Origin of the sequence: Paractinoplanes polyasparticus, assembly GCF_019710575.1 — a bacterium.
GTDB lineage: Bacteria > Actinomycetota > Actinomycetes > Mycobacteriales > Micromonosporaceae > Actinoplanes > Actinoplanes polyasparticus.
Genome location: NZ_JAHWFK010000001.1, coordinates 949023 through 970231 on the forward strand (window position 1 = coordinate 949023; position 21209 = coordinate 970231).

A 21209-nucleotide genomic window follows, 5' to 3' on the forward strand; every position below is an offset into this window, starting at 1 on the left:
GGCGCGCGCGGTGGAAACACGAAAGTTTTCAGGATTCCGCTTCGACGGTGAAGAGCTGGGCCTGCTCGGGCGTCAGCAACGGAGCCGGCAGGCCCACTTCGGTGAGCAAGCGGCCGGGCAGCGTCACTTCGCCCGTGGCCAGCCACAGGGGTGGCGCGTCCTGGAGCGTCCGCGGCGGGGAGCCCAGCACGAGCGGGCGTACGGTGTAGCGCCGTACCGGATCAAGGCCCGGAAACCGCACCGGCGGAGGAATGGCCTCACCCGTAGCACGCAAGCTGACCAGGGCGTAGAGGGCCGACCGCCGATCGGGGGCCACAACGCCGTGCACCAGGGCGGCCGGGTCGTCGCCGTGGGAGCGGACCAGCGTGCCACCGTGCAGCAACGCGCGCCGGTGCTTGTACTCGGCGACCCACGCCGCGATCACCGCGCGGTCAGCCGGCGGCGCGGTGGTCAGGTCCCACTCGATGCCGGCGTGGCCGAACAGGGAGGTGGCCAGGCGGAAGCTCAGGTCGCCCCGGCGGCCGGTGACGTGGGCCGTCGGCGCGCCCACATGGGAGCCCAGCAGTTCGGGAGGCATCAGCACGCTCGTCCAGCGCTGGATCTGCTGGCGTTCCAGGGCGTCGTTGGTGTCGGACGTCCAGAAACGGTCGACGTGGTCGAGGATGCCGAGGTCGATCCGGGCCCCGCCGGAGGCACAACTCTCGATCTCGACGTCGGGGAAGCGCTGCCTCACCGCGGCCAGCAGGCGGTAGAGCGCGGTCGTCTGGCGGTGGGCCGAGCCTTCCTCGAGCAGGTCGCGGTTGTGGTCCCACTTGACGAAGGCGACCGGGTACTCGGTCAGGAGCGCCGCGATGCTGTCGAACACGTACGACCAGGCCGCCGGCAGCGACAGGTCGAGCACCTGCTGATGCCGCCAGGTGGCCGCGTCCGTGCCGCCCAGGATCCACTCGGGATGTTCGCGCGCGGTCGCCGAGTCGGGCGACACCATCTCGGGCTCCAGCCACAGCCCGAACTCCATTCCGCGCGAACGGACAGCATCGATCAGCGGCGTCAGACCGTTCGGCCAGCGGACCGGGTCGACCGTCCAGTCGCCGAGTGCGCGCCGATCGTCCGTTCGGCCGGTGAACCAGCCGTCATCGAGCACGAAACGCTCAACACCGGCCGCTGCGGCGGCCGAAACGAGCGGCATCAGACGCTCGAGTGACTGATCGAAGTAGACCGCTTCCCAGGTGTTGAGCACCATGGGCCGCGGTTTCGCGGGCGCGCGCCGCGAGCGGATCCATTCGTGCAGACGAGCGGACAGCCCATCGATCCCGTCCGACGACCACACGGCGACCGTCCACGGCGACGCGTACGACTCACCGGGCGCCAGCCGTACCTCGCCGGGCGCGAGCAACTCCCCCGCGCCGAGCACCGTCGGCCCGAGCGTCGAACGTTCCGCCCACACCTGCTTGTCGCCGCTCCAGGCCAGGTGGGTGGCCCACACTTCGCCGTCGCGGAACGAGAACCCGGGCACGCCGAGCATCATCAGGAACGGGTCGTCGTGGCCGGGGCGGCCGTGGCGGGTCTCGCGGCTCCAGATCCCGTTGCGCAGCGTGGTGCGTTGCGGTTTCCGCTCGTACGCCCACAGTCCGGCGAAATCGAGCAGTTCCGAGGCTCGCGGCGGCACCGGCAGGACGACGGCGATCGAACCGAGGTCGTAGGCCGTGCGCCCGGTGTTGTCGAGCCGGTGCCGCAGGCGCAGGACGCCCTGAGCGCTCAGCTCGATCTCCAGGGCCAGCAGCAGTCCCTCAGCGGCCAGCGTGACCAGCACCGAGGCCGGCGACGGCCGGGACACCTCGGCCAGGCGCCACCGCGGCCGCCCGGGGCCGGCAAACGCGGGCCGGCCGCTCCAGCCGTCCCCGAGGGTGGGCAGCAGGGACAGCCGGGGCGGGGTGTCGAGCGAGCTGGGCGGCACGGCGGCCACCGCGGACGAGGCGAGCGCAGCCAGATCGGCGTCACCGAGGTCGCCGAGCGCGGCCCCCCAGTGCAACACCGAGGGCGGCTGCGGGCCGCGGGCGTCCAGCACGAAGCTGATGCCCGCGGCCTGCAGGTGGATCAACAACTTGTGTTACTCCTTGACCGGGATGGCCTGGGACTTGAGGGTCTCGATGGTCGACTTCTGGGTCGCGGCGAGGGCCTCCTCGAGGGTGCCCGAGCCGGACACCGCCGCCTTGAAGCCGTCCGACGCGTTGGCGTACGTCGAGGTCATCGTCGGTCCCCAGGTGAAGTCGGGCGTGACCTTGCCGGCCGCCTCGGCGAAGACCTCGTAGATCTTCTGGTCACCATAGAACTCGACCGGGTTGCCCAGGTACGAATACTTGGTTCCGGCCGTGGTGGCCGGGTAGAGCTGCGCTTCCTTGTTGAGCAGGGCGAGCGCTTCCTCACTGGTGTTCAGCCACAGGGCGAACTGCGCGGCCTCGTACGGATGCTTGGAGCTCTTGAAGACGGCGGTCGCCGAGCCGCCCCAGTTGCCCGCGACGTCCTCGCCCGCGCTCCACTGCGGCATCGGCGCGACCCGCCACTTGCCGGCCGTCTTGGGCGCGCCACTCATGATCGAGTTGGCGCCCCACACCGCCGACACCCAGGTCCAGGCCGAGCTCGAGTTGTACGCGTTGTCCCACTCGGTGGTCCACGGCGGGACGGTCGAGACGAGCTTCTTGCTGATCAGGTTCTGCCAGTAGTCGGCGACCTTCTTCGTCTTGTCGTCGGTCAGGTTGACCGTCCACTGCTGGCCGTCGTTGGCGAACCAACGGCCACCGGCCTGCCAGGTGAAGCCCGCGAACTGGTTGATGTCGCTCTGCGAGAAGTTGGTGATGTAGCCGCCGGCCGCCTTCACCTTCTCGGCCGCCGCCGCGTACTCGTCCCAGGTCTTGGGGATGGCGATGTTGTTCTTCTCGAACAGATCCGCCCGGTAGAACAGCGCCATCGGGCCCGAGTCCTGCGGGATGCCCCAGGCCGACTTGTCGTCGCCGAAACTGACCTGGTTCCAGGTCCACGGGATGAACTGGTCCTTGGCCTTGGCCACGATGTCGCAGGACGCTACGTCGAACAGGCCGTCCTGCACGCGGAAGCTGGGCAGGGCGTCGTACTCGATGTGGCCCAGGTCGGGGGTGTTGCCCGCCTTGAGCTGGTTGAAGAAGTTCTGGTACGTGCCGCCGTTGCCGTTCGGGCCGGTCTGCACCTTGACCTGGATGTTCGGGTTCTTGTCGTTCCAGACCTTCACCACGTTCTCGATCCCGGGGATCCAGGTGGTGTAGGTGATGGTGACGGGGCCCGACGACGGGGCGCACGAGGCGGCGGACGCGGTGCCGCCGGGCTCGTCGTCGCCGCCGGACCCGCAGGCTGTCAGGGCGAGCGCGGAGACCAGCAAGGCGCTGGCCGCGCGGAATGCAGTGCGCATGGCGATTTCCTTAGTGGGGTGAGACTTCCTGGGAGGGGTGCTACTTGACAGCGCCGGCGCCGAGGCCGTTGCGCCAGAACCGCTGGAGGAAGAGGAACGCGACCACCAGCGGCGTGATCGAGAGCAGGGCGCCGATGATCACCAGGCCGCGCAGCTCGGGGATCTGGTTGACCTGGGTGTTCCACGAGTAGAGGCCGAGCGTCACCGGGAACAGCCGCTCGTCGCCGAGCATGATCAGCGGCAGCAGGAAGTTGTTCCAGACGGCGACGAAGTGGAACAGGAAGATCGTGACCAAAGCAGGGAACATCAGCCGGGTGGCCACCTTGAAGAACGTGCGCACCTCGCCCGAGCCGTCGATCCGGGCCGCCTCGAGCAACTCGTCGGGAACGCTCGCGGTGGCGTAGATCCGGGCCAGGTAGACGCCGAACGGGTTGACCAGGCTGGGCAGGAACACCGACCAGAACGTGTTGGTCGCGTCCACCTTGCTGAACAGCAGGAACAGCGGCAGCGCGAGCGCGGTGGCCGGCACGAGCACGCCGCTGAGCACCACGTTGAAAATCACCTCGCGGCCCCGGAACCGGTACTTGGCCAGCGCATAGCCGCACATGGCGGCCAGCACGGTGCCGATCAGGGCGGCGCCGCCGGTGTAGAGGACGCTGTTGAGCATCCAGCGCAGGAACACGCCGTCGCGGTAGGCGAACAGGTCCCCGATGTTGGCGAACAGGTCGAAGTCGGCGAACCAGAGCGGGTTGGTGCTGGTGAACTGCTCGGAGCTCTTGCTGGCCCCGACGAACAGCCACCAGATGGGCGTCAGGAAATAGACGGTGCAGACGGCCATGACGAGAGTGGCGGCCGTCCGGGAGAGCAGACTCTCCCGGATCTTGGTGCCGGCCGGCGCGGCGACGCTCACTGGGCCCCCTTGCGCTGGGTGAACTTGGGCGACGCTCACTGGACGGCCCCCTTGCGCTGGGTGAACTTGAGGACGGCGAACGAGAGGACGAACGTCGCCAGGGCCAGCACGACCGAGAACGCGGCGGCCAGGTTGAAGTTCGGGATCGACGACGTCGAATAGACGGTCAGGTTGGGCGTGTAGGTGCTGGAGACCGCCGAACTGAAGCTGCGGAAGACCTGCGGCTCGGCCAGCAACTGGAGCGTGCCGATGATCGAGAAGACGGTGGTCAGCACGATGGCCGGCATGACCAGCGGAATCTTGATCGACCAGGCGATGCGAACCGGGCCGGCGCCGTCGAGCCGCGCCGCCTCGTACACCTCGGCCGGGATGGCCAGCAGCGAGGAATAGATGATCAGCATGTTGTAGCCGACGTAGACCCAGGTCACGACGTTGGCCATGGCCCACAGCACGAAGTCGGCGGACAGCAGGTCGACCGCGCTGGTGATCGACTTGAGCGGGGACAGGTTGGGCGAATACAGAAAGCCCCACATGATCGCGGCGATGACACCCGGGACGGCGTACGGCACGAAAAAGGCCAGCCGGAAGAAGCGGCGCCCCTTGACCAGTCCCGAGTCGAGCAGCAGGGCCAACAGCAGGGCCAGGCCCAGCATGACCGGCACCTGCACGACACCGAAGAGCAGGACGCGCCCGATCGACGTCCAGAACGGGCCGTCCTCGAAGACCCGCTGATACTGCACGAGGCCCCCGAAGACCTCGCGTGCCGGCCCGAAGGTGCCGGTGCGCTCGACCGTGTAGAGGGACTGCACGATCGCGTACCCGATGGGCACCAGATAGAACAGGATGAAGAGCAGCCCGAACGGGACGACGAAGAAGGGCACAGCCCGCCCGTACCGGACGGCTCGGCCTGGTGTGTGAGGTGTCCCGGTGCCCTCGGGCACGTCGACGGTGCTCACTGTCTGTGTCATGGTCATGCCTCCTCCCGTACGACACGGACCGCTCCCCCGGGCACGGTCACCGAACCGGTGACGGACTGGCCGGTCACCAGCTCGCGACCGGTGATCGGGTGTTCGATGTCCTTGCTTCCGTGGTTGACCACGAAGACGAACGACCCCCGCCGCACGACCTCGACGTCCGCGTGAGCGACCCGGGCGTCCGCATGAGCAAACCCGGCGTCCGCGTAGGCGATCCCGGCGTCCGCGTGAGCGACCCCGACGTCTGCGTGAGGAACCCCGCCACCCGCGTGAGGAACCCCGACGTCCGCGTGAGGAACCCCGACGTCCGCGTGAGCAACCCCGCCACCCGCGTGAGCAACCCCGCCACCCGCGTGAGCAACCCGGGCATCCGCGTGAGCGACCCGGGCATCCGCGTGAGCGACCCGGGCATCCGTGTGAGCGACCCGGGCATCCGTGTGAGCGGCCCGGGCGTTGGGCTCAGCGACTGCGGTGCGCGGCTGGGCGCCGCGGGCGCCGATTGCGCGTTCGAGCACGTCGCTCAGGTCGGGGGTGTCGAGGGCGGTGGACACGTACCAGGCCTCGCCGGCGCCGAACGCGTTGCGGGTCACGGCGGGGTGGCCGTCCGCGTACGCGAGCTCCGTCTTGGCCGTGGTCACGCGCAGGCGCTCGGTCCAGAGGGTCGCCCGGCCGCCGTCGGCCAGGGGGACCGAGGTGCCGGGCAGCAGCGGGGCGAACTCTTCGCTGACCACGCCGAGCAGCTCGCGGAAAGCGCCGGGATAGCCGCCCAGGCGTACCCGGTCGTCCGGGTCGACGATGCCGCTGTAGAACGTGATGACCGCGCGGCCGCCGCTCTCCACGTAGTCGGCGACCGTGGCCGCCTCCTGGTCGGAAACCATATGGAGGCAGGGGACGACGACCGCGCGGTAGCGGCTGAGGTCTGTGCCCGGCGCGACGATGTCGGTGGTCATGCCGAGTTGGCGCAGCGCGGCGTAGGCGGCGTGCACCTGATCGAGGTAGCGCAGGTCCTGCGAGGGGCGGGCCTCGGTGTCGGTCGCCCACCACGATTCCCAGCTGAAGATGAGCGCAGTGTCCGCCTCGACGGTCGTACCGCCGACTTCGCTCAGTTTCTTGAGCGTTGCCGACAACTCGAGCACTTCGCGCCAGACCGCGGTGTCCACGCCGGTGTGCGGAACGATCGCCGAGTGGAATTTCTCGGCGCCCTGGGCCGAGGCCCGCCACTGGAAGAAGCAGATCGCGTCGGCGCCCCGGGCCACGTGGGTGAGCGCGTTGCGCACCAGCTGGCCCGGCTCCTTGGCCAGGTTGTAGGGCTGCCAGTTGACGGCGCCGGTCGAGGTCTCCATGAGGATCCACGGGCGGCCGCCGGCCAGGCCGCGGGTGAGGTCGGCGGCGAAGGACAGCTCGGCCACCGGGTCGGCCAGCCGGTGGTCGAGGTAGTGGTCGTTGGCGATCACGTCCATGTCCGCGGCCCACGACCAGTAGTTCTGGTTGCGGATGTGCGCGGTCACCATGAAGTTCGTGGTGATTTTCTTGTCCGAATGCCGGCGGATCACGGACGCCTCGGCCCGGTAGTGAGCGAGCAGCTCGTCCGAGGAGAAGCGCTGGAAGTCGACCAGCTGGGCCGGGTTGCGCACCGACAGCGCCGCACGGGGCGGCTGCACCTCGTCGAAGCTCGCGTAGCGCTGGCTCCAGAACGCGGTGCCCCAGGCCTTGTTGAGCGCCTCTACCGTTCCGTACCGCTTCTCGAGCCACACCCGGAAGGCGTCGGCGCTGGCCTCGCAGTAGCAGAGGGCGTTGTGGCAGCCGAGCTCGTTGGAGACGTGCCAGAGGTCGAGTGCCGGGTGCTGCCCGTAGCGCTGGGCGACCTGCTCGACGAGACGCAAGGCGTGCTCGCGGAACACGGGCGAGCTGGGGCACCAGGCCTGTCGGCCACCCGGGAAGCGGGTGGTGCCGTCGACGGCGACGGGCAGTACCTCGGGGTGCCGCCGGGTCAGCCACGGCGGCGCGGAGGCGGTGCCGGTGCCGAGGTTGAGCTTGATGCCGGCCGCGTGCAGAAGCTCGAGGATCTCGTCGAGCGCGGCGAAGTCGTACTCCCCTGCCCGCGGCTCGATCTGCGACCACCCGAACACGTTGATCGCCACGAGATCGACGCCGGCCTCCTGCATGAGGGCCATGTCCTCACGCCAGACCTCAGGCGACCACTGTTCGTAGTTGTAGTCGCAGCCCAGCCGCAGCATCCTCGTGATCCCTTCGTGTGTGCACGTGCACACATTTCGCCGCGAGCAACCGCCGATGACGATTGTGTGAACGGGCACACATTAGGGCTGAGCTGCTCCGGGGGTCAATAGCGAGATTTCGCGACTCATGCGCCGGAACCGAACGAGCTTGAGCCGATCGATCGATCAGCCTGCGCCGCTCCAGCACTCCTGCGCTTGCCCGCGGCCGCGGACTTAGGGACCTCCGCATTGGTGCGCTCCTCATTCACGGGCTCGGGAACAGCTGGTTACTCGCGGTGAGGGCCCCGCGCGCCAGCGCACGCACGCAGCAACCAGGCCCGCGCACCGCCGCATGCACGCAGCAAGCAGGCCCGCGCACCGCCGCATGCACGCAGCAACCAAGCCCGCGCACCGCCGCATGCACGCAGCAACCAAGCCCGCGCACCGGCGCACGCACGCAGCAACCAGGCCCGCAGCAACCAGGCCCGCGCACCGGCGCATGCTCGCAGCGAGCAGGCCTCGGGGACGGGTGGGTGCTGTTAGCTTGTCGGCTGTGGACGTCGCCGGGATCCGCGAGGAGGTCGCGGTCATCGAGATTGTGCTGCGTGAGGTTCCGGATCCCGAGCTGGATCTGTCGGACCCGGGCATCTGGGACAAGATGCGGGCCGAACCGCCTCTTGTCGATCGGGCCGGCGTCCGGGCGGAGGCCACGGATGCTCTCCGGGCACTGCTCGACGCCTACGACGCCGGGCCCGAGTCGGTGCGGCAGGAGGTCCGCGAGGTCTTCCGGCAGCACGCGCTGTTCACGGGCAGCGTGGACCTCCCGCACGACTGGACGACAGCCGAGGAGTTCCGTCGGCGGCTGCTGCTCCTGTCAGCCGTCGACCAGGGCGCCGACACGCGCGACGAGCTGATCACGCTGTGGGGGACGTGTGAGCGGGCCCGCCGGCTGGGCATCGACGTCGAGGCCGTGCTGCTTGAGGTCGCCGGGTTGTCAAGCGATGTCGACCACTACGGAATGGGATCGATGCGGAAGCTGATCATGCGGGGCCGGGAGCGACACTGAGCCCGGCCGGCGGCGTCAGCAGGGGCGATGGCCGTACAGTGTTGGCCGTGACCGGGCCCAGGAAAGCGCGCCGCGCCACTGTGCATGACGTGGCTGCGGCGGCCGGCGTTTCGCGGGGAACGGTCAATCGGGTGCTCAACGGCGGGTATGTGTCGGCCGACGCGCGTACGGCCATTGAGGCCGCCATCGCCGAGGTGGGCTATGTGCCCAACCGGGCGGCCAGCATGCTGGCCCGGCAGCGGTCGCAAGCTGTGGGATTCCTCGCGCTGGAGCCGCATTCGCTGTTGCTGGAGGATCCGAACATCGGGGCGATCATGCTGGGGGCCAACTCGGCGTTGTCGCTGGCCGACCATCAGATGGTGAGCCTGGTCATCGACTCCGACCGGGACATGCAGCGGGTCGGGCGGTATCTGAGCGGCGGGTTCGTCGACGGGGCGATCATCGTGTCGGCCCGGTCGCACGACCCGATCATCCGGCTGATCGGGGAGATCGGGCTGCCGGTCACCTTTGTGGGGCACCCGCCCGACCTGGCGCGGGACATGCCGTACGTGGGGATCGACAACGCCGGATCGGCGCTGGCCATCACGAGGCGGCTGATGGCGACGGGACGGACCCGGATCGGCATGATCGCGGCGGCGCTCGACCGGGACTCGGGTGCCGACCGGCTCACCGGGTTCAAGCAGGCGCTGGCTGAGCGGTTCGACCCGGGGCTGGTGGCGGACGTGCCGCTCTACGACTACACGTACGGCGTGAAGGGTATGCGGGCGCTGCTCGACCGGGAGCCGGCGATCGACGGGGTGTTCGCGGCGTCCGACGCGGTGGCGGCCGGGGCGCTCGAGGCGCTGCGCGAAGCCGGGCGGCGGGTGCCCGAGGACGTCGGGCTGGTCGGGTTCGACGACAGCTCGTGGGCGCTGCGCACCCAGCCGCCGCTGTCCACCGTGCACCAGCCGGCCCGCGAGGTCGGCCGCAGCGCCGCCGAACTGGTGCTGCGGCAGATCGCCGGCGTCGAGCCGGTCGACCTGAGTGTCGTGCTCGACTCCCCCGTCGTCTGGCGCCACTCCGCCTGACACCTGACAGCTGGTGGTAGCCGAGGTGCGTGGTGGCCGTTTCGGCGAGCGAGCCGACGGTGGAGCCGGTAGGGGTGATGACTGCGGGACGCGAAGTACGATCGCTCGGCCATCCGACTGGCGCCGGCTCTTTCGTATGATTCAAAATGGACAGATGCCGATACCAGCCCGCGTCGTCGTATTCGGCATCGGCGTGCTGCTGGCCGGCACCGGGATCGCTCTGAGCATCGAGGCGGACAGCGCCTACAACGTCAACATCGCCGAGTCGGGCGACGGCTGCGACCGCGACGGAATCAACATCGACTCCAGCACCGGTCTGTCCTTGGCGTGCGTCAGCTGGCGGGAAGACGCGGACCCGGGTCCCCGGTCGCCGTTCACCGAGCAGGAGAAGCAGCGGGTGTACGCGCTCGCCAAGGAGCTCGGCGGCGATGTTGCCGGGCTGACGGCCGACGACGAGGGGCGGGTCGAGTCGCTGGTGGACGAGATCGCCGCGGCGAACGGCGACCCGGACGAATCGGACGACGCGGCGGGGTCCCCGGGTCATATCGCGTTCCTGATCGGGATGCCGCTGGCGATCGGCGGCGGCATCTTCGTGCTGAGTCGCGGCTTCCGCGACCCGGAGTTCTGATTAAGGCGCGCTGAAGGCCTGACGCCCGATGCCGGGCGCGCGGAACCCGTCACTCTCTCCGGCGCTTGGCGAAGTCCCAGACGTCGCCGTCGTCCTCGTCGAGCAGTTGGCGTAGCTCCTCGGACTGGCCGCGCTCGACCAGCAGCCATATCTTGAGCTGCTCGGAGATGGTGCCGAGCTCGGTCGAGCCGCCCGTCGCAGCGCGCCACAGCAGGTCGCGGTCGAGCCAGAGCAGCAGGTCGGGCAGCCGCCGGTGGATCCGCTCGGCGACGGCGGGGGCCTCGGCCTCGTCGGTGACCACCCACTCTTCGTACCGGGAAGGGGCGTCCTCCGAGGTCACCTGCTGAACCCAGTTGACGTGCGACATGTCCGGACGCTTCTCGGGCGGATACCCGAGCGAGTGCTTCTCCCACTCCCAGTACGGGGCGAGCAGGAACCCCACGTGGACCGCGAACCGCGTAGCGCCGTCAGCCGAGGGCAGCGGATGCAAACCGACCAGCAGGGCGTCGCCGGCGTCGTTGTAGCGCCGGAAGACGTGCCTGTCCCGTGCGAACCCGTCCGCGGCCAGCAGCTTGGCGAGCGCGCGGGCGCAGGCGGACAGCGCCGGACCGGGCCGGGTGACCTGGTGCCGCTGCAGGGACCACCGCTTGCCGAGCAGCAGGTAGGCGGCGTACACCACGGCGGCGACGGCGGCCGCCAGCCCGGGCCAGCCGTTGTGGATGACGAGGGGTGGAGCCGCCGCTACCAGGGCCAGCGCCAGGGCCATGCGGTGCGCGCTCAGCCGGCGGGGACCTCGGGACACCGACCGACTCTATCCGCCGCCACCGCTCAGGCCGGCACGGCGGGCAGCCTCGACTGGGCGGCCGCGACCGCCTCGCCGGACAGCGCGTGGTCGGCCATCTCGCCCGACAGGAATTTTCCGTACGCCGGAAGGTCGAGATGACCATGGCCGCAGAGCGCCGTGAGAATCACCTTGGACTCCCCGGTCTCCTTGCACCGCAACGCCTCCTCGATGCAGGCCGCGAGCGCGTGGGTCGGCTCCGGGGCCGGGATGATGCCCTCGGAGCGGGCGAACGCCACCCCGGCCTCGAAGCACTCGCGCTGCGTCTTGGCCACGGCCTCCATCAGCCCGAGCTCGTAGACGTGCGAGATCAGCGGGGCCATGCCGTGGTAGCGCAGCCCGCCCGCGTGGATCGGGTCGGGGATGAAGTCGTGACCGAGCGTGTGCATCTTCATCAGGGGCGTCATCCCGGCGGTGTCGCCGAAGTCGTACGCGTAGACGCCCTTGGTCAGCGACGGGCAGGACGCCGGCTCGACCGCGCGGATCACCGGCGCCATCCGGCCCGCCAGTTTCTCGCGCAGGAACGGGAACGCGAGCCCGGCGAAGTTGGAGCCGCCGCCCGTGCAGCCGACGATCACATCGGGTACGGCGCCGACCTTGGCCAGCTGGAGCAGGGCCTCCTCGCCGATGACCGTCTGGTGCAGGAGCACGTGGTTGAGCACGCTGCCGAGGGCGTAGTTTGTATCCGGGTGCTGGGCGGCGACCTCGACGGCCTCGCTGATCGCGATACCCAGCGAGCCAGGTGAGTCGGGGTCGTCGGCCAGCATCTTGCGCCCGGCCTCGGTCAGCTCGGACGGGGACGGGTGGACGATGCCGCCGAACGTCTCGATCATCAGTTTGCGGTACGGCTTCTGGTCGTACGAGGCCCGGACCTGCCAGATCTCGCACTCGAGGCCGAACTGGGCGGCCGCGAAGGCCAGGGCCGTGCCCCACTGACCAGCGCCGGTCTCGGTGGTGAGCCGCCGGATGCCGGCCGAGGCGTTGTAGTAGGCCTGGGGCACCGCGGTGTTGGGCTTGTGCGATCCGGCCGGCGAGACACCCTCGTACTTGTAATAGATCTTCGCGGGCGTGCCGAGCGCCTTCTCGAGCCGGTGCGCGCGGTACAGCGGCGACGGCCGCCACAGTCGATAGACCTCGAGCACCTCGGGCGGGATGGTCACGTAGCGCTCGGTCGTGACCTCCTGCTCGATGAGGGCCATCGGGAACAGCGGCGCCAGGTCGTCCGGCCCGACCGGTTGCAGGGTGCCGGGGTGCAGCACGGGCGGGGGCGGGCTCGGCAGGTCCGGCACGATGTTGTACCAGCTGGTCGGCATCTCCGATTCGGACAGCAGGATCTTCGTGGCGTCGTCGCTCATTCCCCGATCATGCACCCTGCGGCCCTCGTCAACAGCCGTTTACATCCGTTCGAGGACCGGTACGCTGTTCGGGTGACCAGCCCTTCACCGACCACCCGCCGCCGCGACGCCGCACGCACGCGCCAGCTGCTGCTCGAGGCCGCCCGGCAGCGGTTCGCCAACGACGGGTACGCGGCCACGACCGTCCGCGACATCGCCGACGACGCCGGGGTGAACGTGGCGCTGATCAGCCGCTACTTCCAGTCCAAGGAGGGCCTGTTCGAGGCCTGCCTGACCAGCGCCGTCGACGACATGCGGCGCGCGGCCGGCACGGCGACCCTGGCCGAGGTGCCGGAACGGATCGCCGAGCAGGCGGCCGGCATCGATTCCGACGGCTTCCCGCGCCAGCTGGTGCTGCTGCTGCGCTCCTCGGGCGATGCCCGGGCCGACGAGATCCGGGTCGGCATCCTGCGCACGTACGCCCGGAACCTCGCCGTCCTGGCCGGCTGGACCGAGGGCGACGACGACCTGCTGCTGCGCGCCCAGATCACCATCGCGGCCTCGCTCGGCATCGCGATGCTGCGCTCGAAGACGAAGCTCGAGCCGCTCGCCTCGGCGACCAAGGAACAGCTGGTCGGCCCGCTCGCCGACCTCGTCGGGGCGGTGCTGTCGAAGAAACCCGCCACGTAGGGTCGGCTCATGCACGACCTGATCCGGCCCCTCGTCGTCGCGCCGATGGCGGGCGGTCCCTCCACACCGGCCCTGGTCACGGCGGCCACCGCGGCGGGCGCGACCGGCTTCCTGGCCGCCGGCTACAAGTCTCCCCCGGCGGTCGAGGCCGAGCTCCGGGCGGTCGGCGGGGCGTACGGGCTGAACATCTTCGTGCCGGGACCGCCGGCCGACGGGCGGGCCGTGGAGCGCTACCGCGAGCTGCTGCGCCCCGAGGCCGAGCGCTACGGGGTCGAGCTGCCCGCGCTGCGACTCGACGACGACGATCATTTCCCCGAGAAGGTCGAGCTGGCCATCGCGTACGGCGTTCCGCTCGTCAGCTTCACCTTCGGGGTGCCGGAGCGGGCCGTGGTGACCGCGTTGCAACGGGCCGGCTCACGCGTGCTGATCACCGTGACGTCAGCCGGCGAGGCCGCGCGGGCCCTCGCCGTCGGGCCGGACGCGCTGATCGCGCAGGGTGGCCCGGCCGGCGGCCACTCGGCCACCACCAGCCCGGCCGGCTTCACCGGCGACACCACCACCCTGGAGGTCCTCGCGGCCGTCAAGGCGGAGGTGCCGGTCGTCGCGGCCGGCGGCGTGGCCACGGCCGCCGACGTCGAGCGGCTGCTCGCGGCCGGGGCGGTGGCGGTGCAGTGCGGCACGGCGTTCCTGCTGGCCGACGAGGCCGGCACCCGTCCCGCGCAGCGCGAGTTCATGCTGGCCGGGCGGGCCACCGCGACGGTGGTGACGCGGGCCTTCACCGGGCACCCGGCGCGGGCGCTGCGCAACCGGTTCACCGACACCTACACCGCGGTGGCGCCGATCGGCTACCCGGCCGTGCACCACCTGACAGCGCCGATCCGGGCCGCTGCGGCTCAGGCCGCCGACGCCGACGGCATCAACCTGTGGGCCGGCGCCGGCTTCCGCTCCGCGCGCAGCGGCACCACCGCGGCGCTGGTGGCCAGGCTCATGCCCGGTTCCCAGTCGTAGCGGCCGGCCCAGCCGAGCACGTCGATCGTCCGGCGCACCTCGGGCGACGGATCGCGCATCCAGAGCCGGCGACCGGCGTCCGGACCCGCTGGGTCGTCCGCGCCAGGCCCCGGGCGCCGCCGATGTCGACGAAGGTGACGGCCGACAGATCGCGGAGTTCGTGGCGCGGGGGGCTCGGGGCGCCGCCGCCCCCTTCAGAAGGCGTACAGCTGATACCGGCTGATCTCGTGGAAGCCCAGGCGCTCGTAGACCGGGACGGCGATCGGGGTGGAGGTCAGCGCGGCCATCGGGATGCCCCGCACGGCCGCCCGGCGCAGGACGGCCTGGGTCAGGGCGGCGCCGATGCCACGGCGACGGTGGTCGGGACGGGTGCCCACGAAGTACAGCGTCACGAGGCCGTCGGTGAACCACGCCTCGGCGGTGCCGGCGATCCGGCCGTCGTCGAGGCGGGCCGCCAGGCGCAGCACGGCGTGGCCGAAGGTCTTCTCGCGCTCAGCCGCCCTCGGCGCCGCCTCGGGCGGGATTCCGGAGACCTGCGCGTACGCGGTGACGAACTCGCCGATGTCGCGGGCGTCCTCGATGGAGACGCCGGACGGTTCGGGCACCACCGAGGCGGCGGCGACCTCGGCCACCATGACGGGCAGGCGGCTTACCGGCCGGGCGCCCAGGGCTTCGAGGGCCTCGGCGGTGCCGGGGTCGCTGTCCGCGCCGACCCACCACACGCGCGGGACGCCGTCGAGAAGGTCACCGGCCTGCGCGTACGCCTCGGCCGGGGCCCGGCCGGCCAGGCGCACCACGCCGTTGAGCGGAGCGTGCGGCAGGCCGCTGCGGTAGACGTCACCCGTCGCTGGGCCGTCGTTCCAGCCCAGTAGGTACGACCGGTTGGCGGCCAGCACAGTTTGGACGAGCCCGTCGGCCCGGTCCCGGTGGATCATGCCCGGATGGTCATCCGCGAGACGCGGTCGCCGGCGGCGCGGAACGTGAAGTGGCTCGGGCCGTTGAAGCCGTTGCCACCGACCGCGGCCGTGACAACCGTCTCGTCGCCGGCCCGGCTCACCTGCTCGACCGCGAGGGTGACCTGCTTGCCGATGAACTCGCGATCGCTCCACCCGCGGATGGCCTCGGCGCCGCGGAACTCGCGGCCCCAGTCGTCGACGACGCCGTCGGCCGTGAACCCGGCCAGGAACGCGTCGGTGTCGTGGGCGTTGGCCGCGTCGAGCAGCCGCTTCGTGGGTGCGTCGAGCTCTGCTGTCACGCTGCCAGATTGCCACGCACCGCTGGACCGCGTGTCCCGCGCCGCACGTGAGCCTGCCCATACCGGGCCCGCGGCGAGGGTGCGAACTCCTACGTTGGGATGGTGACTCTGGTTGACACCGCTGACATCGCGGCCCGCGCCTGGCTCGGCGCCCTGAAGCTTCTCGCCGGCTCGCAGCGCGACGGGTGGTTCAGCCAGACGCCCGGCGGCACCGCCGAGATCGTCACGGGCGCGCCGTTCCCCTCGCTGAACGGCGTCGCCGCGATCACCCGCGACCCGTCGCCCGACGAGATCGCCGAGCTCGCCGCCTCGCCCCGGCTCAACGACGTGGCGTGGACGATCCACGTGCGCGGCGACGACGTCGACGAGCGGATCGTCGGCGTCGCCGACAAGCACGGCCTCACCGGCAGCATGCCGCTGCCGTTCATGGTGCGCGAGCTGACCGCGGCGGACGCGGCCGACGTTCCCACCGCGCGCCGCATCACGAGTTCCGACAGCATGTCGTACCAGCGCACAATGGCGGCCGGGTTCGAGGCGCCGGAACCGCTGTTCACGATCTTCGCCGAACCCGCCGTCGTCGAGCTGCCGGGTGCGAGCGGCTACCTGGTCGAGGTCGACGGGGTGCCGGTGGCCACGTCGTTCGGCTTGCTGATGGGCGACCAGGTGGGTGTCTTCAATGTCGCCGTGCCGCCCGCCTTCCGGCGCAAGGGCTACGGCCGGGTCGCGACCGCCGCGGTCCTCCGGGACGCCTACGCGGCCGGTGCCCGCACCGCCTTCCTGCACGCCACGCCGGACGGGCTCCCGCTCTACCGCGCGATGGGTTTCGAGCCGGCCGAGAACTGGACGGTGTTCGCCGCGGGCGCATGACCCACTCATCGGCCGCCCGGTCGGGCGGGCAGCGCTCTGCGGAGAACTCCCGGCGAGCCGGGCGGCCGCCCACCTGCGCGGCGACGAGCGGCGCGGAGCAGCTGTTAGCGGCTCGCGGGACGGGTTACTTGACCAGCGTCAAGCGGGGGCGGTCGGTGGGTTCGGCGCCGCGGCGGGTGGCCAGGCGGCGAACCCCCCGGGCTGCCAGCACGACCAGGAGCAGCGCCGCGGAGTCGCGGACGAAGACGTAACCGGCCTCGCCGAGACCCAGGTCGGTGTTGACTACCTTGAGCAGCACCGCCGCCGACAGGGCGGAGAGCGCAGCGACCCCGGCCAGCCGAGCCAGCGAGGCCCCGGCGCGGCGGAACCGGTCGCCGTGGCCGAGCCAGTAGCCGGGCAGCCGGCGGTCGAACAGCCACGCGAACAGCAACGCCGGCACGACCTGGGGCACGGCCTGCACGAACGAGTGCAGCAGGCCGCCGTCGTTGCCCGGGGCGAGCACGGCGGCCACGCTGAGCGCGATGACGTCGAGGTTGCGCCGGCCGTAGCGGCCCTGCGCAACCAGCCAGAGCGCGCCGACGGCGGCGGCCGGCCAGAACAGGCGTACGCCGGAACCGGACGCGGCCGTGGCCAGCCCGGCGACCGTGGCCGCCAGGTAGAGCGCGGCGAAGCCGGCCGTCCTCAGGGCATAACGGAACACGCTCAAACTGCACCTCGGCGGGGGTGGGTGCCGATAGGGGGACCTCCTACTTCGGCACCGGCACCGCCGGGTTGAGACTTAGTCCCGTACGCCGGAACCGCTGTTGACCGGCTCGCGCCGCTGCACGGACGGCTTGGCCCGCGCGGCCTCGCACTCCTCGCCGACGATCGTGAGGAAGTGGCGTTCCTTGCGCGTGCCCTTCGACGACCAGGCGCTCGACACCCGGCGCCACCAGCTGCGCGCCTCGGGGTTGGCGAACAGATCCTCCAGGTTGAAGCGCAGCGCCTTCTCGTCGAGCTTGCCGATGTGCCACAGGGTGTTCCAGTGGGCCATCCACAGGCTCATCCCGATCGCGGTCTTCCGCTCGTCGGAGGGCGGGCGGTCGGTGGCGTTGTAGTCCAGCTCGGGATGGTCGAGCATCAGCTTGATCAGCTCGAAGTGGCGCTCGCGGACGTCGACCATCTGCGCGGTGCGGGCCTGTTGCTGCTGCACGACAAGGGCAATAACGACGGCGAGGAGCGCGGCAATCGACACGACGGTGGGTAGATCGGTCATCATCACTCTCTGTTCCTTGTGCGCGGCTCCGGCTGCGGTCAGGGGGCCGCCGGCTGGTGCGCGCTGACGATCAGGGGGCGCGGTTTCCCATAGCTCTTTCGTGCCCGAGGGCTTCGACAACGAAGTCTGGCACTGTCGGCACGTGAGCAGTTGCGATGTATTCCGTACTGGACAGACACGTGATCCGGTCGCTCGGTCGGAGTATTGTCAGGGCCGCCGCGGTGTGCATGCGCAGGTCACGATGCATAGGCCTTCGTGCGTAGGACCAGTAGTCCATGCCCGATTCGATGCCTTGTGCAGCTCTCCACATACCATCTGTCACCGTCACCGCCGAAAACGGCGAACGCGAACAATGCCGGTTTCCTCGTCGATCCGGACAATCAGGTCGCTATGGCCACCGCCACGGCCCCTGTGGGCGGTCGCTCCGATGGTCTTCCTCTTTGTCCTTTTGTGGACGACGTAACAAGGACGTAACGAGGGGTTGACCGGACGCGACAGGAACAGCCATGTTTGCGTTCATCCCCTCCCAGGCCGAGGTTTCGTGGGGCCTCCGGAGCAAAGGACCAGTTGTATGAGGACGCGTCCTGCGCCGCTCCCTTCCCGCGGCAGCGACACCCGTTCCCCCGTCATCGGCGTGGTCGCCCAGAACACGACCCTGTACGGCCCGGCCAGCATGGTCCGGGCCATCGGCGACGCCGGGCTCGACGCCGGCCTGCCGGTCACCGTCGGGCACGTCTGCGGCTACGACTCGGTGGCCGCCACCCGCCGCCTCGTCGTCCGCCTGACCGGTCAGGGCGTGGCCGGCCTGATCGTCGTGGCGCCGGTCGACGCGGCGGCCGCCGTGCTCGACGCCGTCCCCGCCGGCATGCCGGTGGTGACCGTGGACGGACCGCCCCGCTGCCCCACCGCCAACGTCTCGGTCGACCAGCACGCCGGCGGGCTGCTCGCCACCCGGCACCTGCTGGCCAACGGCCACCGCACGGTATGGCACGTGGCCGGCCCCGAGCAGTGGCACGGCAGCCGAGCCCGCGAGGCCGGCTGGCGGGCCGCGCTGGCCGAGGCCGGAGTGCAGGCGCCCCCGACGGTTCGCGCCGAGTGGTCGGCTGCCTCCGGCTACCGCTGCGGCCGCCTGCTCGCCGACAACCCGTCGTGCACGGCCGTCTTCGCGGCCAGCGACGACATCGCCCTGGGCGTCATGCGCGCGATGGCCGAGCGCGGCCGCCGCATCCCCGAGGACGTCAGCGTGGTCGGCTTCGACGACGTGCCCGAGGCCGGCTACATCAATCCCGCGCTGACCACGGTGCGGCAGGAGTTCGCCGATGTGGGCCGCGAGGCGCTGCGCCTGCTGCTCGACCAACTCGGCGCCAGCAGCCGGGACGCCGAGTCGGTGCGCCTCGAGCCGGTGCTGATGACGCGGGGCACGGTCAGCGCGGTGGCCTGAGCCGGGGCTGCTGCTTAGAGTGTCAGGATGGTCGAGCAATGGCTGCTCGAGGGCGATCCGGCCGTTCGGTGGCGGGTGCTGCGGGATCTGACCGGCGCGTCTCCGGGCGAGGTCGAGCGGGAACGGCACCGGGTGGCGGCCGAGGGCTGGGGCGCGAGACTCCTGGCCGCGCAGAACGACGACGGCGGGTGGGGTGAGGGCGTCTACTCCCCGAAGTGGACCTCCACGACGTACACGCTGCTGCGTTTGATCTGGCTGGGCCTGGAACCGGGGCACCCGGCGGCGCTGAAGGGCTGCGAACAGCTGTGGGAATGGCGCTCGCGATGGCGGAGCCCGGAAACCTGCATCGCGTCGATCCTGGTGCGGATCACGAGCCATTTCCGCTTCTCCGCCGCGGGGCTCGACGACCTGGTCACTCACCTGCTCGAACGCCAGCAGACCGACGGCGGCTGGAACTGCAAGAGCAGAGACAGGGCCGATCTGCACGGCTCCTTCCACACCACGATCCTGGCGTTGGAGGCCCTTTCCGCGTACGACGGCCCGGTGGACACCAGCGAGGCGGCGAAGCGCGGGCGGTCGTTCTTCCTGCGCCACAAGCTGTATCAGTCGCACCGCACCGGCGACGTGGCGATCCCGGCCAGCGTACGTTTTCCCGCCTTCCCGGAATGGCACTTCGACGTGCTGCGCGGCCTGGAGCACTTCCGGCTCGCTCAGGTGCGGGACGACCGCCTCGGCGACGCGATCGGCATCCTGCGCGGCGCCCGGAAGAGGAACGGCCGCTGGTCCACCTACTCCCCCTACGCGGGCAGGCAGTGGTTCGCCATCGAGCCGCCCGGCGACAGCAGGTGGAACACCGTCCGCGCGCTGACGGTCCTGAAGTGGTGGGACGGCTCGGCCCCGGTCAGCGCGTAGGCGGGTGGTCGGGCCACGGCACCGCGTAGGCCGGATCGGCGCCGTCGGTGATGCGGGCGTACCGCAGCAGCTCGCGCACGATCCCGGCGTTGCCCATGGCCCACCCGGGCTCGGGTTCAAGCGCGCTGGGCGTCGCCCGGTGTTCATGGTTCGACCAGCGCACCCCGCCGGCGTCGGTCGTGGCCCGGGTGCGCAGGTCTTCCACCAGCACGTCGGCGAAGTCGAGCGGCTCGCCCTGCTCGACGTGCCGGTCACAGGCGAGCGCCAGGACGCCCGCCGTTCCGCAGCAGCGGCCGTTGTTGTCCCAGAAGCCGGGGCGCACCCGGCGCGGCAGACCGCTGTGGGTGACGGTGTGCCAGCACCGGTCGGCTCGAACGGCCCAGGCGCTGTCGCCGGTGAGGGCGCCGAGCAGGCGGAAGACCTGGGCGTCGCCGGCCGGGCCGTTGCACCAGCCGTAGCTGTAGCGCTCGATCAGCTCGGGCCGGTGCGGCGGATCGGAGTGCGGGACGAGGAAGCCCGCCGGTCCGGCCTCGTCGCGGGCGACCACGTCAGCCGCTCCGGCCAGAGCCAGCTCGAGCAGGTCGTCACGGCCGACGGCGGCGGCCACGGCGGCCAGCGCGCACACGATGCCCAGCGTCCCGTGGGCGATGTGGTGCGAGCGCGGCGGCGTGGGGCGGACCGCCCAGTTGACCCCGCCGGGCGTGGCGTCGGCCGTGCGCAGGTAGGGCTCCACGGCCAGGACGGCCAGGTCGACGTCGCCGGCGTGCAGGGCGCCGAGCGCGATGCCGGCGTTGCCGAACAGCAACTCGTGCATGTCGCCCCAGCCGCGGCCGTCGAAACGGGAGCGCACGAGGCTCAGGGCCCGGTCCGCCGCCCGGTCCGCCTGCTCGTCGCCGAGCAACCGGTGCACCGACCGCAGGACGACGGCCGTCCCGGTCAGCCCGAAGTAGAGCGAGCAGCCCTCGTCGTCCTCGACCGTGGCCGCCAGGGCGGCCGCGCCGCGAAGAGCGGCGTCGCCGTAGCGGTCGTCCCGGAAGTGGCGCCGGCCCTCCAGCAGGGCGAGCACGACACCGGCCGTGCCGCTGTACAACGTCCGGTCGAGGTCGTTCCCGGCGGAACCGGTCAGCCAGTCCAGGGCTCCGCGGGCCAGTGCCTCGGTTGCATCCCGGTCCGACATGGGCCCACTCCATCAGACCGCCGGGGCCAGGCCGCATCAGACCGCCCGAGCCAGGCCGCATCAGACCGCCCGAGCCAGGCCGCATCAGACCGCCCGAGCCAGGCCGCATCAGACCGCCCGAGCCAG

20 protein-coding genes are annotated in these 21209 nt (G+C 71.0%); 8 read left to right on the forward strand and 12 right to left on the reverse strand.

Annotation, left to right across the window (positions count from 1 at the left end):
• Positions 1 to 28: 28 nt before the first annotated feature.
• Genes KXC43_RS05055 through KXC43_RS05075 form a run of 5 tightly spaced genes read right to left on the reverse strand, consistent with a single transcriptional unit; the run spans position 29 to position 7563 of the window.
• Positions 29 to 2104 carry an alpha-galactosidase gene (locus KXC43_RS05055; RefSeq protein WP_221374668.1) on the reverse strand — a complete coding sequence of 692 codons (2076 nt, stop codon included), beginning with the start codon at positions 2102 to 2104 and terminating at the stop codon, positions 29 to 31.
• Between the two features lie 6 nt (positions 2105 to 2110).
• The gene (locus KXC43_RS05060; RefSeq protein WP_221374669.1) at positions 2111 to 3442 is read right to left on the reverse strand and encodes an ABC transporter substrate-binding protein; all 1332 of its coding nucleotides are present in this window, start codon (positions 3440 to 3442) and stop codon (positions 2111 to 2113) included.
• 40 nt (positions 3443 to 3482) lie between these two features.
• The gene (locus KXC43_RS05065; protein WP_308128962.1) at positions 3483 to 4352 is read right to left on the reverse strand and encodes a carbohydrate ABC transporter permease; all 870 of its coding nucleotides are present in this window, start codon (positions 4350 to 4352) and stop codon (positions 3483 to 3485) included.
• A gap of 35 nt (positions 4353 to 4387) precedes the next feature.
• Positions 4388 to 5320, reverse strand: coding sequence for a carbohydrate ABC transporter permease (locus KXC43_RS05070; RefSeq protein ID WP_221374670.1), 933 nt, complete (start codon positions 5318 to 5320; stop codon positions 4388 to 4390).
• A gap of 2 nt (positions 5321 to 5322) precedes the next feature.
• Complete coding sequence (locus KXC43_RS05075; RefSeq protein ID WP_221374671.1) at positions 5323 to 7563, reverse strand: beta-galactosidase; 2241 nt, start codon at positions 7561 to 7563, stop codon at positions 5323 to 5325.
• A 532-nt stretch (positions 7564 to 8095) separates the two neighbouring features.
• Here KXC43_RS05075 and KXC43_RS05080 point away from each other — a divergent pair.
• The 3 genes from KXC43_RS05080 to KXC43_RS05090 all read left to right on the forward strand — a co-directional run bounded on the left by KXC43_RS05080 (position 8096) and on the right by KXC43_RS05090 (position 10303).
• Positions 8096 to 8608, forward strand: coding sequence for a class-II aminoacyl-tRNA synthetase family protein (locus KXC43_RS05080; protein WP_221374672.1), 513 nt, complete (start codon positions 8096 to 8098; stop codon positions 8606 to 8608).
• A 47-nt stretch (positions 8609 to 8655) separates the two neighbouring features.
• Entirely contained in the window at positions 8656 to 9675 is a 1020-nt protein-coding gene (locus tag KXC43_RS05085; protein WP_221374673.1) for a LacI family DNA-binding transcriptional regulator, read from the forward strand.
• A 154-nt stretch (positions 9676 to 9829) separates the two neighbouring features.
• Positions 9830 to 10303: a hypothetical protein gene (locus KXC43_RS05090; RefSeq protein ID WP_221374674.1), complete on the forward strand. Its 474-nt coding sequence runs from the start codon at positions 9830 to 9832 to the stop codon at positions 10301 to 10303.
• A 49-nt stretch (positions 10304 to 10352) separates the two neighbouring features.
• On the opposite strand, the gene KXC43_RS05095 is transcribed toward KXC43_RS05090, so the two are convergent.
• Complete coding sequence (locus KXC43_RS05095; RefSeq protein WP_221374675.1) at positions 10353 to 11105, reverse strand: hypothetical protein; 753 nt, start codon at positions 11103 to 11105, stop codon at positions 10353 to 10355.
• Between the two features lie 26 nt (positions 11106 to 11131).
• Positions 11132 to 12499, reverse strand: coding sequence for a TrpB-like pyridoxal phosphate-dependent enzyme (locus KXC43_RS05100; protein WP_221374676.1), 1368 nt, complete (start codon positions 12497 to 12499; stop codon positions 11132 to 11134).
• Between the two features lie 72 nt (positions 12500 to 12571).
• Here KXC43_RS05100 and KXC43_RS05105 point away from each other — a divergent pair, with 72 nt between their 5' ends.
• The gene (locus KXC43_RS05105; RefSeq protein ID WP_308128963.1) at positions 12572 to 13168 is read left to right on the forward strand and encodes a TetR family transcriptional regulator; all 597 of its coding nucleotides are present in this window, start codon (positions 12572 to 12574) and stop codon (positions 13166 to 13168) included.
• 9 nt (positions 13169 to 13177) lie between these two features.
• The gene (locus tag KXC43_RS05110; protein ID WP_221374678.1) at positions 13178 to 14176 is read left to right on the forward strand and encodes a nitronate monooxygenase; all 999 of its coding nucleotides are present in this window, start codon (positions 13178 to 13180) and stop codon (positions 14174 to 14176) included.
• 194 nt (positions 14177 to 14370) lie between these two features.
• Here the strand turns inward: KXC43_RS05110 and KXC43_RS05115 are convergent, their stop codons facing one another.
• Together KXC43_RS05115 and KXC43_RS05120 are read right to left on the reverse strand one after the other, a co-directional pair.
• On the reverse strand, positions 14371 to 15111 hold the full coding sequence (locus KXC43_RS05115) for a GNAT family N-acetyltransferase (RefSeq protein WP_221374679.1): 741 nt from the start codon (positions 15109 to 15111) through the stop codon (positions 14371 to 14373).
• A complete protein-coding gene (locus KXC43_RS05120) occupies positions 15108 to 15431 on the reverse strand; it encodes a nuclear transport factor 2 family protein (RefSeq protein WP_221374680.1) in 324 nt (107 codons plus the stop codon). The genes KXC43_RS05115 and KXC43_RS05120 overlap by 4 nt, the downstream gene beginning before the upstream one ends.
• A gap of 102 nt (positions 15432 to 15533) precedes the next feature.
• Here KXC43_RS05120 and KXC43_RS05125 point away from each other — a divergent pair, with 102 nt between their 5' ends.
• Entirely contained in the window at positions 15534 to 16298 is a 765-nt protein-coding gene (locus tag KXC43_RS05125; protein WP_221374681.1) for a GNAT family N-acetyltransferase, read from the forward strand.
• A gap of 124 nt (positions 16299 to 16422) precedes the next feature.
• On the opposite strand, the gene KXC43_RS05130 is transcribed toward KXC43_RS05125, so the two are convergent.
• Together KXC43_RS05130 and KXC43_RS05135 are read right to left on the reverse strand one after the other, a co-directional pair.
• Positions 16423 to 16998: a hypothetical protein gene (locus tag KXC43_RS05130; protein WP_221374682.1), complete on the reverse strand. Its 576-nt coding sequence runs from the start codon at positions 16996 to 16998 to the stop codon at positions 16423 to 16425.
• Between the two features lie 78 nt (positions 16999 to 17076).
• Entirely contained in the window at positions 17077 to 17556 is a 480-nt protein-coding gene (locus tag KXC43_RS05135; protein WP_255643552.1) for a DUF6082 family protein, read from the reverse strand.
• 568 nt (positions 17557 to 18124) lie between these two features.
• Here KXC43_RS05135 and KXC43_RS05140 point away from each other — a divergent pair.
• Positions 18125 to 18994: a substrate-binding domain-containing protein gene (locus tag KXC43_RS05140; protein WP_221374684.1), complete on the forward strand. Its 870-nt coding sequence runs from the start codon at positions 18125 to 18127 to the stop codon at positions 18992 to 18994.
• A 27-nt stretch (positions 18995 to 19021) separates the two neighbouring features.
• On the forward strand, positions 19022 to 19906 hold the full coding sequence (locus KXC43_RS05145) for a prenyltransferase/squalene oxidase repeat-containing protein (RefSeq protein ID WP_221374685.1): 885 nt from the start codon (positions 19022 to 19024) through the stop codon (positions 19904 to 19906).
• Here the strand turns inward: KXC43_RS05145 and KXC43_RS05150 are convergent.
• Complete coding sequence (locus KXC43_RS05150) at positions 19896 to 21083, reverse strand: lanthionine synthetase LanC family protein (RefSeq protein WP_221374686.1); 1188 nt, start codon at positions 21081 to 21083, stop codon at positions 19896 to 19898. The genes KXC43_RS05145 and KXC43_RS05150 overlap by 11 nt on opposite strands.
• Between the last annotated feature and the right edge of the window lie 126 nt (positions 21084 to 21209).

Excerpts from the sequence above, each read along its gene's own strand:
- KXC43_RS05145 (WP_221374685.1), top strand. The coding sequence starts at position 19,022 with ATGGTCGAGCAATGGCTGCTCGAGGGCGATCCGGCCGTTCGGTGGCGG.
- KXC43_RS05060 (WP_221374669.1), bottom strand. The coding sequence starts at position 3,442 with ATGCGCACTGCATTCCGCGCGGCCAGCGCCTTGCTGGTCTCCGCGCTC.
- KXC43_RS05110 (WP_221374678.1), top strand. The coding sequence starts at position 13,178 with ATGCACGACCTGATCCGGCCCCTCGTCGTCGCGCCGATGGCGGGCGGT.
- KXC43_RS05070 (WP_221374670.1), bottom strand. The coding sequence starts at position 5,320 with ATGACACAGACAGTGAGCACCGTCGACGTGCCCGAGGGCACCGGGACA.
- KXC43_RS05135 (WP_255643552.1), bottom strand. The coding sequence starts at position 17,556 with ATGATGACCGATCTACCCACCGTCGTGTCGATTGCCGCGCTCCTCGCC.
- KXC43_RS05075 (WP_221374671.1), bottom strand. The coding sequence starts at position 7,563 with ATGCTGCGGCTGGGCTGCGACTACAACTACGAACAGTGGTCGCCTGAG.
- KXC43_RS05115 (WP_221374679.1), bottom strand. The coding sequence starts at position 15,111 with ATGATCCACCGGGACCGGGCCGACGGGCTCGTCCAAACTGTGCTGGCC.
- KXC43_RS05140 (WP_221374684.1), top strand. The coding sequence starts at position 18,125 with ATGAGGACGCGTCCTGCGCCGCTCCCTTCCCGCGGCAGCGACACCCGT.
- KXC43_RS05090 (WP_221374674.1), top strand. The coding sequence starts at position 9,830 with ATGCCGATACCAGCCCGCGTCGTCGTATTCGGCATCGGCGTGCTGCTG.
- KXC43_RS05150 (WP_221374686.1), bottom strand. The coding sequence starts at position 21,083 with ATGTCGGACCGGGATGCAACCGAGGCACTGGCCCGCGGAGCCCTGGAC.
- KXC43_RS05100 (WP_221374676.1), bottom strand. The coding sequence starts at position 12,499 with ATGAGCGACGACGCCACGAAGATCCTGCTGTCCGAATCGGAGATGCCG.